This is a genomic window from Rhodococcus sp. ACPA1 (assembly GCF_002300195.1).
Taxonomy (GTDB): Bacteria; Actinomycetota; Actinomycetes; order Mycobacteriales; family Mycobacteriaceae; genus Rhodococcus_F; species Rhodococcus_F opacus.
The window spans coordinates 109338-125139 of the sequence record NZ_NSDX01000010.1 but is presented as its reverse complement, the minus strand read 5'-3'; the positions used below and the strand labels follow the sequence as shown (position 1 = coordinate 125139).

Here is a 15802-nt window from a genome sequence, read left to right as displayed (position 1 = left end):
CCGGGAGACGGGCGAGTCGCTGCGCTCCCCGCCAGGGAGCCGCTGCGCGGCTCGCAGTGGGTCCATTCCCGTTGCCGACGATCGAGTCGCTTCGCTCCTCTGAGTTTCCGAGATTCGGTTCTCACCTGCGTCTTTAATCGTCCTGTTCGATCCGGTCCCCCATACCCCAACGAAGCTGGGGAGGCGGGAGGGTGTGCCCGACCCGGCGCCCACTCGCCCTCCCGCGCCGCCCCATGTCATACCCACAGCATACCACCCACCCCCACACATCCCAAACAGTCGAAAATCCCGAAATGCCCAAATATTTTGATCCACAACCGATTACGAACCTTACAATCTGACATTTGTGCACAACGCACGTAAATACTTATTCACCAACCAATTAGCGAAACATGTTGTCAATCAACATCTTTCAAAAACGACTCAAAACCGGACGAAACAGACACCCACGCGCCGCCGACACCCCGGCGCCGGCACCCCCCAAACATGTCGCCGGCACCCCCCACATCACAAACCGGGGACATGTCATCACACCAGGTCACAGCACCATTACGGCCCCCGCACGGCACACCGCCCGCACCCCGGAAGTCGGGTACGGGCCGTGCACGGAGAGAGGCGAACTAGGCTGCGGGATCCAGCCAGGGCCGATCGTCACGGCCCTCCACATAGACCCCGCCGGGCGGACCGTCGAGCAGAGTGAGCAGCGACTCACGCGCCGCCGGAGAGGCACCGGCGAGCATCTCGTCCCGGTGCTCGCACCAGTCGTCCCAGTCCCAGCCCGCACCGACATCGATGCAGCTCTCGGCAACCTCCACAGGCTCACTGCCCAAGAACACCCACACGCTGGTCGGCCCATCAGGATCCCGGACGATCACGGTCGTCATCTTCCCGGCGGGGGTGCGAAGGAGTTGATCGCCGCGACGAACTCCCCGGTGAAGCTGCCGCCGCCGTGCCCGGCATCCTCGACGACGACGAGCCGACTTCCCTCCCACCGACGAGACAGCTCCCACGCAGTGACGAGAGGACCGGACACGTCGTACCGGCCGTGCACGAGCACCGCCGGAATGCCGGCCAGCACACCCATTCCGTCGCGAAGCTGATTCTGTGCGAGGAAGTGGTCGTTGCCCCAATAGTGAGTGACCAGACGTGCGAACACCATCCGGAACACCGGATCCCGAAAGCGGGGCGACGGTGCCCACCCCGGGACCAGGAAACATGGGTGTCCTCCCACTCACACCACCGCAACGCAGCCCTCTCGCGCACGGCGGAGTCCGGGTGCGCGAGCAGCCGGGCGTACGCGGCCGCCAGATTCCCCCCACGCTCCGCGGCAGGGACCGGTTCGACGAACCGCTCCCACTCCCGCGGAAACACCCGCCCCATATCGCGGGTGATCCACTCGACCTCCCTACCGCTGCCCGAGGTGATCGCACCCAACGCCATCCCGATCACCCGGTCCGGATGAGCCTGCGCGTACACCAACCCGAGCGTGACACCCCACGACACCCCCGCCACCACCCACCGCTCGATCCCCAGATGCTCACGGAGCCGCTCGATATCGGCGACCAGATGCGCCGTCGTGTTCACCGCCAGATCGCTACCCGGATCGTCGGCCAACGGCCGACTCCGGCCACACCCCCGCTGATCGAACAACACCGCCCGAAACACCTTCGGGTCGAAAAACCTCCGCACACCCGGCGTGCCACCCGACCCAGGACCACCATGCAGATAGACCACCGCAGTCCCCGCAGGATTGCCCACCGACTCCCAATACAGCACCTGCCCATCGGGAACCTCCAGAAGGCCGGACTCGTACGGCTCTACCATGGGAAACCGCTCCACCATGAACCAAGTCTGACGCCCCTCACCGCGCGAACCCACCCCAGGTCCCGGATGCCGACCACCATGACACCGCACAACCCGAACAGCAGGTTCAGTCGGGGGTGAAGAACAGATCCATCCCGATCACGAACCACGCCGCCAGCGCCGCGATCGGCAGAAACGCCAGCACAAACGGAACGGCGAACTGCCGGGCAGCGCGCCACGGAACCGTCACCAACCCGAACACCACCACCAGCAGGGCCGGTGCCGCCCAGCTCACCCAATACCCGGCCGGCGGCGGATCCGCCCCAACGAGGTGAACGCGCCGTGCGGATACACCCGAGGTCGCGGAACATCGAAGTAGTACTGCCACAAGATCACCGCCGGCACATAACAAAAGAACCCCGCCAGCAGACCGCCGATGATGCCCAGCGACATCCGCAGCCCTTTTCCCGCCCCTACGGGGGTCGCCTCGTCCACACCGCCCATCATCGACTTCGCCTATGACGGTTCACCCCGGGACGTGTCATCTTCCCAGGTCAGAGCGCTCACCCAGGTCGCGGCTCTTGCCGTCCATCCACGCAATGACATCAAACACGCGGAGCGCGGAGATCTCCTCGGGGAGGCCGGCCTCCCCGAGGATCGACAGCAACCGGCGATGCAACGCCCCGTCGTCGGCGCGAAAGGACTCCCGGACCGGGTTCAAGTGCGATCGCTCGGTGCCCAGGACCTGACTGACCACCGAATCCCAGATCAGGTACAGCCGGGGACGTGTGCGGGCGATCAGCTTCGTCGCCTTCGTCCGGCCGATCCCCGGCAGCGCCCACAGGGCCGTTTCCAGGTCCCAGGCGGGCCACCCCGGGGGTCAGCGGGTCCGGTTCGTCGACCAGGTCCCGATCCGGGCCTATCGCCGCCAGAAGGGCGTTCAGCGCCTCCGCCTCGGTGTGCAGGATCGCCCGCGCCGCCCTCGGGGGGACCTGCACCGACAGGAACACCCGCCGCAACCAGGTCGTCCGCGGTGAACCGGCCCACCTCCCCCGGCCCGGTCGCCGGTGCTCGACCACAAATCGAAGTGCGCTCCGCACCTAAGCGTCGACCCCCAGATACGGGCGGCCTTAATCCCGGATCCACCGATGCAGGGTGGGGTTGGGTGAGTTGAAACGGCGAGATGCCCTTGCGTGCTGAAAGAATTGGACTTCTCACAGAACCAGTTCGATCGACACGAAGGGCATCTCTAGGGTGCAACTATCCCACACCCACCCGGTGACGGCCTCGGCGTTCGACGACCGCAATCTCCTCGCCGCGGCCGGACTGATCCCGGTCCTGGGGTTGGCCCAGGACTGCGGCCTCGCTGACCTGGCAGACGAGCATCTGACGCTGCCCACCGACAAGGGCGCACACGCGGGCCGGAAGGTGTCTTCGCTGGTGGCGGGCATGGTCGCCGGCGCCGACAGCATCGACGACATGGCGCTGCTGCGGCACGGCGCCATGCCCACGGTGTTCGACCACCCGTACGCCCCGTCGACGCTGGGCTCCTTCCTGCGGACGTTCTCCTTCGGGCACGTCCGCCAACTCGACGCCGTCGCCGCCCGATTCCTGCAAGGCCTGGCCGAACGAACACCGCTGGTCGGTGGGCCCGAAGTCGGTGGGCGGATCCTCGTCGACCTCGACGACACCATCGTCCCGGTGCACGGGCACGCCAAGCAGGGCGCCGGCTACGGATACACCGGGATCCGCGGGTTGAACGCGCTGATCGCCACCGCCACCACCGACGGGCGGGCACCGGTGATCGTCGGCCAACGCCTGCGCCGCGGCGGCTGCGGATCCCCGCGCGGGGCATCCCGGATGGTCAGCGACGCCCTCGCCACACTCGGCCGCCTGCGCCCGCAGATGTCACCGGGGTCTGTGCTGGTGCGGGCCGACTCAGCCTTCTACGGGCACCCGACCGTGTCCGCGGCACTGCGCTCCGGCGCCGACGTCTCGGTCACGGTGCGGATGACCGCGACGGTGAAAGCGGCGATCGCCGCCATCGACGACGATGCGTGGACCCCGATCGAATACACCGACGCCGTCTACGACGAACAGACCGGCCGGTGGATCTCCCGCGCCGAGGTCGCCGAGATCGACTTCACCGCGTTCACCCGCCTCGCCTCCGAGCGGACACCGGGCCGGTTGGTGGTGCGCCGCATCCCCGACCTGCGGGAACACACCGACGGTCAGGGCTCATTGTTCGACACCTGGCGGTTCCACGCGTTCTTCACCACCACCGACCCCGCCGTCCTGGACACCGTGGCCGCGGACAAGATCCACCGCGGGCACGCGATCATCGAGCAGGTCCACGCCGACCTGAAGAACTCCGCGCTCGCGCACCTGCCCTCGGGACGGTTCGCCGCCAACAGTGCCTGGCTGGTACTCGCGGTGATGGCGTTCAATCTCACCCGCGCCGCCGCCACCCTCACCGGGGCCCGCCTGGTGCGGGCGACGACCGCCACCATCCGCCGCACCCTGATCTCGGTCCCGGCCCGGATCGCGTCCTCGGCACGCCGCCTCACCTGCACCTACCGCGGCGCTGGCCCTGGGAAACCGAATGGAACCAACTCTTCACCCACACCCGGCATCGAAGACCCCAGGTCACCTAAAGATGTTTCGGTAATAGGGTGTGTCGTTGCGCGTGATTCGCACCGTGCTGCTTGATCATTGATGAATGGCAGGGAAGGAAACCGGTTCGGGCGAGAGCTCGGATGCCCGGAAAGTCAAGCAGCGCGGCGGTCGCCGTGATCTCGATGCGTTGCGTGACCGGCGGATGCGGGCGGCGGAGATGTTTGCCGCAGGACAACGACAGATCGATGTCGCGGTCGAGTTGGAGGTCTCCCAGCAGACCGCCTCACGCTGGCATCGACAGTGGATCGAAGGGGGCAACGAGGCGTTGGAAGGTGCCGGTCGCGCGGGACGCCGGCCCCGGCTCGATGACGCCCAGATCGCCGCGATCCGAGAGGAATTACTCAAAGGACCCCAGGCTCACGGCTTCGCGACCGGAGTGTGGACCCTGGGCCGGGTCGCGATCGTGATCGAGCGGCTCACCGGCGTGACCTACGGACCCACCCAGACCTGGACGATCCTGCGGACCCGGCTGGGCTGGAGCCGGCAGCGTCCCGCACGTCGGGCAGTCGAACGCGACGAGGACGCCATCGTCGCCTGGCGCGAGAACGAGTGGCCGCGGATAAAAAAATAGCGCGGCGCCGAGGTGCGTGGATCTGCTTCCAGGACGAAAGCGGTGTGTCGCTGCTCCCGGTGGTCCGCGCAACCTGGGCGCCGAAAGGCGTGACACCGGTTCTGCATCACCGATTCTCCTGGAAGCGCATGTCCATGGCTGGAGTCCTGGCCTATCGACCCGACCGCAGTCGCAGCGCGTTCGTGTTCTCCATGACCGACGGCGCATACAACACCGACAAGCTCATTGACTTCCTCACCGAACTACGCACCCACTTCGCCGGCGAGAAGGTCATCGTGATCTGGGACGGGCTCATGGCCCACCGGTCCCGAGCGATGACCGCGTGGCTGGCCACTCAACGCGACTGGCTCCACGTCGAACGCCTGCCGGCTTATGCGCCGGAGCTCAATCCGATCGAACAGGTCTGGGGCAATGTGAAATCCACCGAACTGGCCAACCTGTGCCCCGATATCCTCGACGAGGTCCGCATCGCGACCGAGTCCGGGCTGACCCGGATCGGCACGAGCTACGACCTGTGCCACAGCTTCCTCGACCACACCGGACTTTCCCTATGATCGGCACTCACTCAATTACCGAAACATCTTTAATCCGCCCGGCCAGCCGGCCCCGACCCGAAACCCAGTGGAACAACCCGACACCCAGGTCGGACGATCACCCACACCCATAAGCCCACCAACGCCCGCAACCGGACTCATCACTCAACCCATCACCGATCGGTGGATCGAGGTTAATACCTCCTCAGGGCCGCGACCGAGGCGCCGCTTCAACGCGTGACGATCAAGCAGGTGCGTCGGTGGGAGTGGTTTCGAGGCGCTCGACATCCGAGATCAGTTCGAGTGCTGTCTTGTAGCGCTGTGAGATGTCATGCGCCGCACACTTTTGGATAATCCTCCCGACTTCGTCAGTGCCTGATTTCAGCGACTCCCTGCCAGTGAAGATGTAGGACAGGACCCAGGCAACCGCGTACATCTCGTTCAGGGCGTTATAGTCCCTGAAGTTGTCGAGCAGTGGGTCACGAATGGTTCCCCGCATCTCCGTCTTCGTTCGAGTGAACTCGGAGGTCTTGTCCTTGACCAGACCGAAGTCGGAGAGCTTGACCAGCACCGCTCCGCTTTCGAAGACCTTCAAGAGCACGTTCTGGAGACTGATATCTCGGTGGAGTAGCCCGGCGCTGTGGATGTAGTTGATGCCGTATAGGAACTGAAGCGCGATCCGCTTCCGTGACGAAAACTGCAACGCGTTGTTTCGTTTCAGGATGTACTTTCGGAGAGTCTCGTCGCAGAACTCCATCGTGTACTCATTGCGGGTTTCGTCGTACTGATACACCTCGACGACGTAGGGGAAACTGAGCCGCTTCATCACGTCGAACTCCTGCTTGAAGCGTTGCAGGTCCCGGTCACTGATGCCACGCTTCGCTCTCTTCACCGCGAAGTTGATTCCGTAATTGGGATCGACGTACGAGAAGACGTTGGCGTACGAACCTTCACCGACCATCTTCAATTTGACCGGCGAGGGGCGATTCTCCAGCGTAACCGTGGTAGCGGACCTGCGGAAGATCGGCTCGTACTTAATGAGTTCGATCTGCCCAAAGTCGTCCGGCACCGTGCTTCCGCCGCTGCGCGAGAGCCAAGGCTCGCACCGTTCGAGCGCCTTCTGGTATCCGTCAGCCAGTTCCACTTCAACACCGGCTCGCTGCAATGCATGTAGATCCTGGTTCAGATCCTTAATCAGAGCGATCAGATCACGGCTCGGGTCGGCCCAGTAGTGGTTTGTCGTCTGCGCCCTGTCGTTGATCTGATCAAAGTGGTGGTTAAGCCGGCCGTGGAGCACAGCGAACATGCGCCCGAACGCTTCACCGTCATACAGACGCACGAAGGCAGGTGAAGCTGCCTCAGTGGCATACTTCTCCTGAAGATCTGCCAGCATGAAATCAACAGAACTTGCCATCCCCCAACTCTCCATCCTCAACGCTCCAGCGCGGCGCTGCTACAGGGTCCTCCCGCGACGCGAGATTCTTGATCCGCGCGTCCTGAGAGACTCATAGTGCCGCGTCACTCCTGTGTGCCAGGCGGTAGGTGCCCAGATCGAGGCAGGGCGACCCCCATACTTTCGCCACATCAGTTTGCGGCCCACCAACCTCGCGAAGGTCGGCAAGGGTCTAAACCGCGACGCCGTTCATCTGAGAGGTCTTTGGCCGATCTCCTCGACGAGCATCGTCTTCACGGCCAAATACGCGATCCGCTCGTTGCACACCGGAACGTGCCGTGCACCGACAGACACGACACCCCACCAAAACATCCACCGTGGATTCATCAACCGCCGACCTGGCCGTGCACTGTGGCTTGAACAGCCCGACACTGTCATTCGCTTGAATGAATTTTGGCTTACGAAGCGTGCAGATCGAGGACGAATGTCTGTAACCCGGATTTCTGGTGGTATCACTTTCTGGAAACGGTATCGAACCGAGTGGTACGTATGACCAAAGGGGCACCCCAGTGACAACAGTGGATGCACAGATCCGCAATATAGATCAGGCCATCTGTGCCAACATCGCCACGCTGGGGGACAACCGCGCCCTTATGTCGCAGAACCTCTTGTCACAGGTGCGCAACCTGATCGAGGCGATCGCGGTCCGTCTCCACACTGGTGACGGCGCGGCCGAGTTCACCTACGATGCGACGAAGCCCGCTCTGACGTACATCGGCTCAGCAAGCAAGCAGGTCAACTTTCTGCTCCGCTTCCACAAACTCGCCCAGATCAGCGCCTCGCACTACACCTTGGACGGTGATGCATCCGAGCGCCTGATGCTGAAGTATTACGAGTACTTCCTTCGCGTACGCACTCTGCTTCGTGACGTGTGTGGCATCGAAGCGCTTACCAACCTGGAGTCGTTCCCAATCGACCTTGACCCGTCGCTCCGGGAGTATCACGAGAAGATCGCCTCGAGAATTGAAGCGCTTCGTCTAACTCCTCCGCTGGACGGTGGCCGGCGACGCTACTACATTCACAAGACGCGGCCATTCTTTGTGGACGGCCAAATCTATTACGAAGTCACCTTCTATTGGGCAAGCAACAAGGTCAGCAAGTTTGATCGCATCATTGGCTTCACGGATATCGATATGACGGACAAGTATGCCGCCATGCTCACGCTCCACGGCGGCTCAATCGATGTACTTGGACAGACGATGCCGATCACGATCATCCGCGACTGGGAAGTGTCCATCCGTCCGTGCGAGTTCGACAACTTCGCACGCCTTTTCGGGCTTTCGACCAGCGTGCGCACTGGCACCTCGGAGTACCGCCGCGTCATGCAGGGGCTGACCGCCAGCTCGGGAAGTCTCCTCGATCTCGTGGAGATGCCAGATGCCCGGTATTCGGAGGTGCGGGCGGCTGGAACGGCGAGGGTAACCAAACCGCAGATCTTCCCAGCGCTCGATCAGGCCCGACAGATCGTGCGCAACAATGCACCGGGGCACAACGTTATCCGCTACCTCATGCTGGCAATGCACAACCAGTTCCTCAAGCTGCAATACAACTGGGATGGCTGCGCCCGTCTCTCCAATCTGAAGCTGGACTACGGGTGCATCCCTTTCGACACGATGCCGTTCTGCACGTCGCTTCGCGGGCACAATCCGCGGTACTGGGACCTGGTCGAGAGCCTCGATGCGAGGGACCGAACACACGAGCTGCTCGCTCGCCGCGTGAAGAACAACGTCGAGAACCACGGGCTGTTATATACCCCGGTGAAGGACCTCGAAGACCTCGGCGATGTCGATAATCTGCTCGCGACCTACAACGCGGGACTGTACTACAAGCACCGAGCCTCGAGGGGCCTCGAAAAGGACATGGGCCACGTCTTCATGCATGGGTATGAGGACGACACCGTCACGATCATCGAAATGCTCCAGGAGTTCGCATCATCTGGTATCGACGGATATCCGGCTGCCGTGCAACGGTGGCTCGATGAAACTTCTCAAGGGATCGACGACGACGCTAAGCGAGACGCACTGAAAGACCTATTCAGCCAGTCTCGCGTCGCCTTAATCTATGGAGCAGCGGGCACAGGTAAGTCGACAATGGTCAACCACATCGCCAACTACTTCAACGACAAACGCAAGCTGTTCCTCGCTCACACGAACCCGGCCATCGACAACCTCAAGCGTCGCGTCACCGCCCAAAATTCGACGTTCCGAACGATCGCAAGTCAAACCTACCGAACCGCGGCCGACCCAGAGTACGACCTGTTGGTCATCGACGAGTGCAGCACGGTCAGCAACGCCGACCTGATCAAGGTTATGGACAAGACGTCATTCAAGTTGCTCGTGCTCGTCGGAGACGTCTACCAGATCGAGTCGATCCAGTTCGGCAACTGGTTCAACGTCATCCGCTCATTCATCCCCCGGACATCGGTATTCGAACTCACGACCCCGTTTCGCACCAAGAACGAGTCACTCCTCGGCCTATGGGACAGGGTGCGACACCTCGGTGACGACATCACGGAGTTCATCGCCCACAGCGGGTACTCGACGAAACTCGACGAGTCGCTGTTCGAGGCGCATCGCGATGACGAGATCATCCTCTGCCTGAACTATGACGGCCTCTACGGAATCAACAACATCAACCGCTTCCTCCAGAGCAGCAACCCCGGCAAAAGCATCGCATGGGGCGCCTCGACGTTCAAAGAGGGTGACCCCGTTCTCTTCAACGAGACAGAACGTTTCGGGCGCGCAATCTACAACAACCTCAAGGGGAAGATCGTCGGCGTCCAGCGCTTCCCCGACCGGGCGCAGTTCGACGTCGAACTCGATCGAACGATCAGCGAATTCGACGTCGATGGTGAAGACCTCAAGTGGCTTGGGGACGCGACGGTGCGCTTCGATGTCTTTGAACGCGATACCAGCGACGAGGACGACGACTCCCTCAACACGAACGTGCCATTTCAGGTGGCCTACGCCGTGTCAATCCACAAAGCGCAGGGCCTCGAATACGACTCAGTCAAAATCGTCATAACCGACGCCAACGAAGAGGACATCTCGCACAGCATCTTCTACACCGCCGTCACGAGGGCACGGGAACGCCTCCAGATCTTCTGGACCCCGGAGACGCAGCAAGCCGTCCTCGCCCACCTCCAACACCGCGTAGTTTCGAAAGACGTTGCACTGCTATCCAAACGCCGCGCGCTTACCCCACTCAGCTAGGTTCTGCAGCCAACAGCTTGAAGGCGGCAGGTGCAGTGAACACTTCAATGTGTTCGTGCGAACGGGAACGCAGATGCATCGAGGGAAGACTCAACGGACGGACGCTCGCGTCGCCCGTCAGACTCCGCAGTGAACCCGACCGAACCCCCCAGTGTGGGTTTACTTGTTCCCGTATATTGGAGCAGTGGAGGGAGCACCCAGCCACTGCTCCGGTTTCAGTGGCTCATTATGGGACGGCGATAGGGCGCCACTGGGCACTCACCACAATCACGGCATCTGATGCACACTGACGCGGTGCAAACTCCTGACGACGACGACGACGACGACCACGACCACGACCACGACCACGACAGCAACAAAGTGTGGCCTGGTCCCCATTCCAACCTGCTCAACAGTGACTCGAACTGGTGGCTCGTTGCATGCATGGACTGGCCACGAGACCGATGGATCGGCTACGTCTCGGGGTACCGCAAGGCGGCCACACTCATAGTCGATAACGTTGCCATTGCCGGCCGCGACCAGGACTACCTCGTCTACCCCTTCCTGATGTGCTGGCGCCATCACATCGAGCTTCAGCTCAAGAACCTGTACTTGCTTCTGCATCGTTGGCATCGCTCGTCCGCCGAACCACAGCGAACGCACAAAATTAGTCTGCTCTGGCACAAGGTGCGGCCGCTGCTGGAACGGGCATGTCCTGACGACGATGCCGAGATCGTTCATGTGACCAGAATTCTGACGCAACTCGACGAATTTGATCCGTCATCCGAGCATTTTCGCTACCCGATGCTGAACGATGGTTCGGACACGCTAGGAACACTTGGCCGTATCCACCTCCGGGGCTTTCACGAGACGATGGAGGGTGTCGCTAACTATCTCGATGCCGTGGACACCGGCTTGCGCGTGATGATCGATAACCGCGACGACTACGAGAGGGAAACGGCGCTGTGGAGCGAGGGGTGACCTCAGGACCTCGGCTGGGTGCGTCAGGCGCCCAGGGATGGCTGACGACCTCGATGAGGATCGTCGATTGTATCCGCCGTTGAGTGGCTTCTTTGGCGAATCGTGAGGGCTGGTATGTTCCTGCGCACGATTTTCTCCGGTCGGGTGGGTGAGGCCGGGTTCACAGGGACGCCCGAGGCAACGACAGCCGGTACGTACTGGTCGAGCGGGTAAATCCGGTGCTAGCTGCCGGAGTTGAGGCGGTCGAGACTGCCGGTCGATGGCGGAGTTACCGGCGCCGGCGCGACCACGAAGACCTTCGGGTCATTCCGCCGTTGCATCGGGGCCGTGCAGAGGAGATGAGGGCGAAATCGATCGAGAAGCCCAGCTCGAGGTGAGAAGTACCCGCAGCAGCGACCGTTGCCCGGTGGCGCCAGCAGCCGTCGTGCCGCAGATGGTTGACCGCACCCGGCGAGGTCGCAAACGACGCGAACCCGGCTACCGCCGCCGGAATGTGGTCCATCGAAATCTCCACGACCACAACCGAGGTCCTCTCACGTACAGAGGGGCCACCCCGCGCTCGGTGAGGTCTACGCCGGCGATGTCGCCAACACAGATATGCACGAGCGGGTTGAGGAGAACGGGTAACGCTGAGGCCCAAAGCTAGTCGGGCACGATGCCCGGCTCGGCGACTCGTCCGTCGTGGGGACGAGTGGCGGGATCCCCGATTGGCGTCGGTGGCGCGATTTCCATTGAGTTTGCTGAGTGCTGGCCCCTTTGAACCGACACAGCATCGGAACGGTTCACCGCAGTTAGCAGAGTGTGCTATCTCATTCCCATGACAACTCCGGGGTGGTACCCGAATCCTGACGGCTCGAACTCCTTCAGGTATTGGGACGGGCGGGCGTGGCAACAGGTTGCGTACCCGACCCAGGCAGCGTCCACCCCGCCCTCCCAGCCGTCACCACCCCCGCCGACAACTACGAAGGGGTGGACACCGGAGCAGAAGCGCACGAACCTCCGCTGGTGGATTGGCCTGACGATCGTGGCGGTCCTCCTCGCGATCGGCGCAGTGGGCAACGCGATCAAAGACTCAAGCTCCGAAACCCAGCGCACTGCATCCTCGGCGGCACCAGAACCCAGACCGACCGAGGCGACCACTCCGTCCCAGGCGACCACGCCGGCCGAGGTGACCACGCCTACTGCGGAGCCTGCGCCGCTCACCTTCTCCGAGTCGATGGTGCGCGCACACGGGATGACGAAGGACGACGAGGGAGGACAGTCGAACGTGCGCTTCGTCGCGGGCATCGAGGATCCGCACCAGGTCGAAGAACTCCAGCGACAGTGCGTGCAGCACTACCTTCACACCACGAAGGCCGCCTACTGCTACGGCTACGCCACCGAGGCGGACTACGCACTGACCACGGTGGAGTGGACTCCGGAGTTCGACGAGAGCATCTACGGCGGCGGCCGGCCCTGCTGGATCGCACACGGCGGTCAACCGCTCGCGGGGCCACCCGGTACCGAGACGACGAAGTCAGCCCACGAATACACAACCCTCGGATGCCCGGGCGGTGTCCGCTACCCCGACGAGGTACCGTCGGCGCCCGCCCCGCCGGCGGCTACGGTTCCCGCTCACGATCCCTGCGCCCTTCTCGACTCCGATGCCCTGACAGCTGGCGGATTCAGCGACCGGACTGGGCAGGCCCCCGGCTCCCCTGCGACGTCCGCACATGGCGACATCCTCGCCACCTACTCGTGCGGCAACTCCGACGGCAGCGTCGTCGTCGAGGTCGATCTGCACAACAGCCCGCAGGCAGCTCGGGAGGACGCCGACTTCGCCACCAGCGCCGATCAGACGTTCCTGATCGACGGTGGCACGCGGGTTCCGTTCGACGCCAACCGCGGTGGGGCGAAGATCATCAACACCGAACTCGGTGTCTCGAGAACGAGCTGGTCCAACGGCCCCTATGCCCTCATGCTCGAGGTCATGTCGGACCCGGTAGTTCCCGGACTGACGCCCAATCACCCTCACGAGCGCCTCGACACCATGATCACCGCGACCGTCGACCACGCAGACGGCCGCCTCACCAGCAGCAGTTGGTGAAAGCCAACCAGCGGCTCGGGTGATCATAGGAAGGCGCTGCGATTTGTGGTGACGACACGTCCTCGGACAGCAATCGCGTCGGCGCGGCGGTCTACTCCGCCGGGGTCGGTGACTGTGATCCACTGCTTCCGTTGTGCGCTGCACGTGAGCCCTGTCCCTCAGGTCATCAGATCATCGCGTGACTCCGTCTGCCCCGACTTCCTCGTGGTCGTGGAAAGGAGATCCATCCGATCGAGGCGCAGTCGTACCCGCCGTGAGGACCTCTGCCGCGATAAGTTCGATAGTCGACCAGAGTTCGTGCAGGCTGACGGCTTCGGCGGACACGGTCTCAGCCCAACCGTCCTCCTCGGCCAAATATGGTGGTAGAGCGAGGTCTACCCGTAGCAATCGCAGGATTCGTTGTTCTACTTCGTAGGCGTCCGCCCCGACCGTGAAGCGTTTCGTGCGATACACACTCCAGCCCTTCTTGGTCCACAGCTTGACCCTGTTGGAATGAAGGCCGCCGATTCCGATCTTGTGCACGGCACGAAGCGTGTCCGTGATCAGGTACACCTCGGCGGGTAGCGCCGGCTTGAAACCGCTGACCGCACAGTGCGGACAAATAGCGCCCATCGACATCACTTGGTGGAAAGTCGGATTGACATCCAGTCCGCAGACCCGATGCCTGGCGTGCCACTTAACATTGCTGCCGGGATACGGAATCAGAGGTTCGAGTCCGAGCTCTCGCATCAGTTCGGCACATTCATCGGAATCCCGACGCCGGCCCAGTCCGCGTTTGCGTGCCGCGCAGACCCGACATCCACCATCGTCATTCTTGACCGTGTTGTAACGGGGACTGACGAGCGAGTCACAGGTCAGACACCGACACCGCCACGGCTTGTTGCTTCCCGGATACGGATCCAAAGGCTCGAGGCCGACCGCGTGCATCGCCGCGACGACATCCACCTCGGTGACCGCCCGTCTCGCACAAAACTTGCAGCCTGATACCCCGTTCTTGACGTCATTCCACCGCTTGGTGGTCTCGCGTCCACATCGCAGACAGAGACAGCGCCACGGAACCTGGACACCGGGATAGCGCTCGAGTGGTTCGAGACCGTGCTGGCGCAGCAGCGACTCGGCCGCCAGTTCGTCGACGATGTGCCCCGAACAGTACTTACATCCAGTTTGGCTTTGCTGGACGTTGTTGTAGCGAGGCGCGATGTCGTTACCGCAGCGCCTGCAACGGCATAGCCACGTGTTCTTACTCCCTGGGTACGGGACCAACGGCTCCAGGCCCGCCGCTCGCATCACTTCGACGGCGGTGACGGGGTCCACGGCTTTCCCCGCGTAGTAGGCACACGGCCCGTTGCCTTTCGTCAGGCTATGGAGACTGGGGGTGATGGTGCGTCCGCAACGCGCACACGTACAGCGCCACGGGCGCCCCGCGCCGGGATACGGATCCAGCGGCTCAGCACCTGCAGCACGCATCCGCTCGGTCGCTTCCACATCCGTCAGTCGCCGGGGCACGAACAGACAACCTAGCCGTCCACGGCCGTGCAGGTAGACATCGGGCGTTCGGGATACAGAAACATGACATATCAACACGACGCACGACTAGCGATTGACGATGGCACGTCTTCCTCGGTGCCGGCTCACTTCCCGACGCTGTCCACACCGCTGTCAACCGCACCACGACACGACAGGACGTCCTGCCGGTCACCGGACCGCGATTGCCTCAGACTCATGCGTAGCGAAAGCTCCGCTGTGGCGTCACCCGAACAACAGTTCCCGCCTCCCAGCGGTCGTGTGCGACCGGGCACTTACGTGGGTTCACACAGTTAACATTCGACGAGACCGACCTCGGTCACGAAGAGACTGAGGAGGGGTGCGCGGCCCGTGGAGAATATTTCTACACGCGATTCTGCGGCCTCACGCACCACAGCCGCGATTCGAACCCGATGCGCTTCCACGGGATCGTCGCCAGCGCGCCGCGACCTCGCGGTCGATGCCGTGCCCCGTCCAGTTAGGGTCCAGCCATGGGCGGCGAGTGGATCCAGATCGACAGAGATTGCGTGACGTGTGGCAACGCCGCGTTCCGGCACTACATCTACGCCAGCCTCGGCGGCGTGCTCATCGAGACCGACCTGTACGAATGCGCCACCCCGGGTTGTCCCGGGCCTGTCGCGATCTGCGAACCAATCGACGGCTGACCGTACGGTGATCCCACCGGCCGAACCGTGACGCCTGCTGATGGGGTCTCACTGCCGGCAGGCACCCACAGCCGCGGCAGGCGAAGCCCCGCGCAACTTTTCGGGAGTAGACCGGGATCCTGCATCGTCGACGACACGAGCGCTGCCGCCAAGCCACCGACTCCGGCAACTCCCGCACGCCAAATTCGATCAACATGGTTCCTTGACACGACCACCCTCTCTCCTCTCACACAGAAGGTCGGTATCACCGATCGATCCGACCATTCCTGCGAGACGGCTTAGACCGGGCTGAGGATGTAGTTGTCCTGAATCTGAGTGT

The 15802-nt window shown here is 62.8% G+C and carries 12 protein-coding genes and 4 pseudogenes; 8 read left to right on the top strand and 8 right to left on the bottom strand.

Annotation, left to right across the window (positions count from 1 at the left end):
- Positions 1 to 620: 620 nt before the first annotated feature.
- From CJ177_RS36345 to CJ177_RS48775, 6 genes and pseudogenes are all read right to left on the bottom strand, one after another.
- The gene (locus tag CJ177_RS36345) at positions 621 to 884 is read right to left on the bottom strand and encodes a hypothetical protein (protein WP_095870094.1); all 264 of its coding nucleotides are present in this window, start codon (positions 882 to 884) and stop codon (positions 621 to 623) included.
- Positions 881 to 1842 (bottom strand): annotated as a pseudogene (pip, locus tag CJ177_RS36340) (prolyl aminopeptidase). The gene CJ177_RS36345 and the pseudogene pip overlap by 4 nt, the downstream one beginning before the upstream one ends.
- A gap of 88 nt (positions 1843 to 1930) precedes the next feature.
- A complete protein-coding gene (locus CJ177_RS47685; RefSeq protein WP_179443377.1) occupies positions 1931 to 2098 on the bottom strand; it encodes a hypothetical protein in 168 nt (55 codons plus the stop codon).
- Positions 2095 to 2298, bottom strand: coding sequence for a hypothetical protein (locus tag CJ177_RS36335; protein WP_095870093.1), 204 nt, complete (start codon positions 2296 to 2298; stop codon positions 2095 to 2097). The genes CJ177_RS47685 and CJ177_RS36335 overlap by 4 nt, the downstream gene beginning before the upstream one ends.
- A gap of 46 nt (positions 2299 to 2344) precedes the next feature.
- Positions 2345 to 2629 (bottom strand): DUF6308 family protein, encoded by a 285-nt coding sequence (locus CJ177_RS47680; protein ID WP_257014868.1) that lies wholly within the window; start codon positions 2627 to 2629, stop codon positions 2345 to 2347.
- A 115-nt stretch (positions 2630 to 2744) separates the two neighbouring features.
- Positions 2745 to 2801 (bottom strand): annotated as a pseudogene (locus tag CJ177_RS48775) (hypothetical protein); the annotation flags it as partial.
- Positions 2802 to 3057: 256 nt separating this feature from the next.
- On the opposite strand from CJ177_RS48775, the pseudogene CJ177_RS36320 reads away from it, so the two are divergent.
- The 3 genes and pseudogenes from CJ177_RS36320 (at position 3058) to CJ177_RS36310 (ending at position 5604) form a co-directional block, all read left to right on the top strand.
- Positions 3058 to 4457: pseudogene (locus tag CJ177_RS36320) on the top strand (IS1380 family transposase).
- A gap of 65 nt (positions 4458 to 4522) precedes the next feature.
- The gene (locus CJ177_RS36315; protein WP_198602130.1) at positions 4523 to 5050 is read left to right on the top strand and encodes a winged helix-turn-helix domain-containing protein; all 528 of its coding nucleotides are present in this window, start codon (positions 4523 to 4525) and stop codon (positions 5048 to 5050) included.
- Positions 5029 to 5604 carry an IS630 family transposase gene (locus CJ177_RS36310; RefSeq protein ID WP_143548784.1) on the top strand — a complete coding sequence of 192 codons (576 nt, stop codon included), beginning with the start codon at positions 5029 to 5031 and terminating at the stop codon, positions 5602 to 5604. The genes CJ177_RS36315 and CJ177_RS36310 overlap by 22 nt, the downstream gene beginning before the upstream one ends.
- A 223-nt stretch (positions 5605 to 5827) precedes the next feature.
- Here the strand turns inward: CJ177_RS36310 and CJ177_RS36305 are convergent, their stop codons facing one another.
- Complete coding sequence (locus CJ177_RS36305) at positions 5828 to 6997, bottom strand: protein kinase family protein (protein WP_095870092.1); 1170 nt, start codon at positions 6995 to 6997, stop codon at positions 5828 to 5830.
- Between the two features lie 548 nt (positions 6998 to 7545).
- On the opposite strand from CJ177_RS36305, the gene CJ177_RS36300 reads away from it, so the two are divergent.
- The 4 genes and pseudogenes from CJ177_RS36300 (at position 7546) to CJ177_RS36290 (ending at position 13294) form a co-directional block, all read left to right on the top strand.
- Positions 7546 to 10248 carry an ATP-dependent RecD-like DNA helicase gene (locus CJ177_RS36300; protein ID WP_095870091.1) on the top strand — a complete coding sequence of 901 codons (2703 nt, stop codon included), beginning with the start codon at positions 7546 to 7548 and terminating at the stop codon, positions 10246 to 10248.
- A gap of 279 nt (positions 10249 to 10527) precedes the next feature.
- The gene (locus CJ177_RS36295; RefSeq protein WP_218835174.1) at positions 10528 to 11208 is read left to right on the top strand and encodes a hypothetical protein; all 681 of its coding nucleotides are present in this window, start codon (positions 10528 to 10530) and stop codon (positions 11206 to 11208) included.
- Positions 11209 to 12025: 817 nt separating this feature from the next.
- Positions 12026 to 12115: pseudogene (locus tag CJ177_RS49570) on the top strand (DUF2510 domain-containing protein); the annotation flags it as partial.
- A gap of 261 nt (positions 12116 to 12376) precedes the next feature.
- On the top strand, positions 12377 to 13294 hold the full coding sequence (locus CJ177_RS36290; protein WP_257014864.1) for a hypothetical protein: 918 nt from the start codon (positions 12377 to 12379) through the stop codon (positions 13292 to 13294).
- 171 nt (positions 13295 to 13465) lie between these two features.
- On the opposite strand, the gene CJ177_RS36285 is transcribed toward CJ177_RS36290, so the two are convergent.
- Entirely contained in the window at positions 13466 to 14608 is a 1143-nt protein-coding gene (locus CJ177_RS36285) for a hypothetical protein (RefSeq protein WP_143548781.1), read from the bottom strand.
- 701 nt (positions 14609 to 15309) lie between these two features.
- Here CJ177_RS36285 and CJ177_RS47675 point away from each other — a divergent pair.
- Positions 15310 to 15483, top strand: a complete 174-nt coding sequence (locus tag CJ177_RS47675) for a hypothetical protein (protein WP_164063559.1) — start codon at positions 15310 to 15312, stop codon at positions 15481 to 15483.
- Positions 15484 to 15802 lie beyond the last annotated feature (319 nt).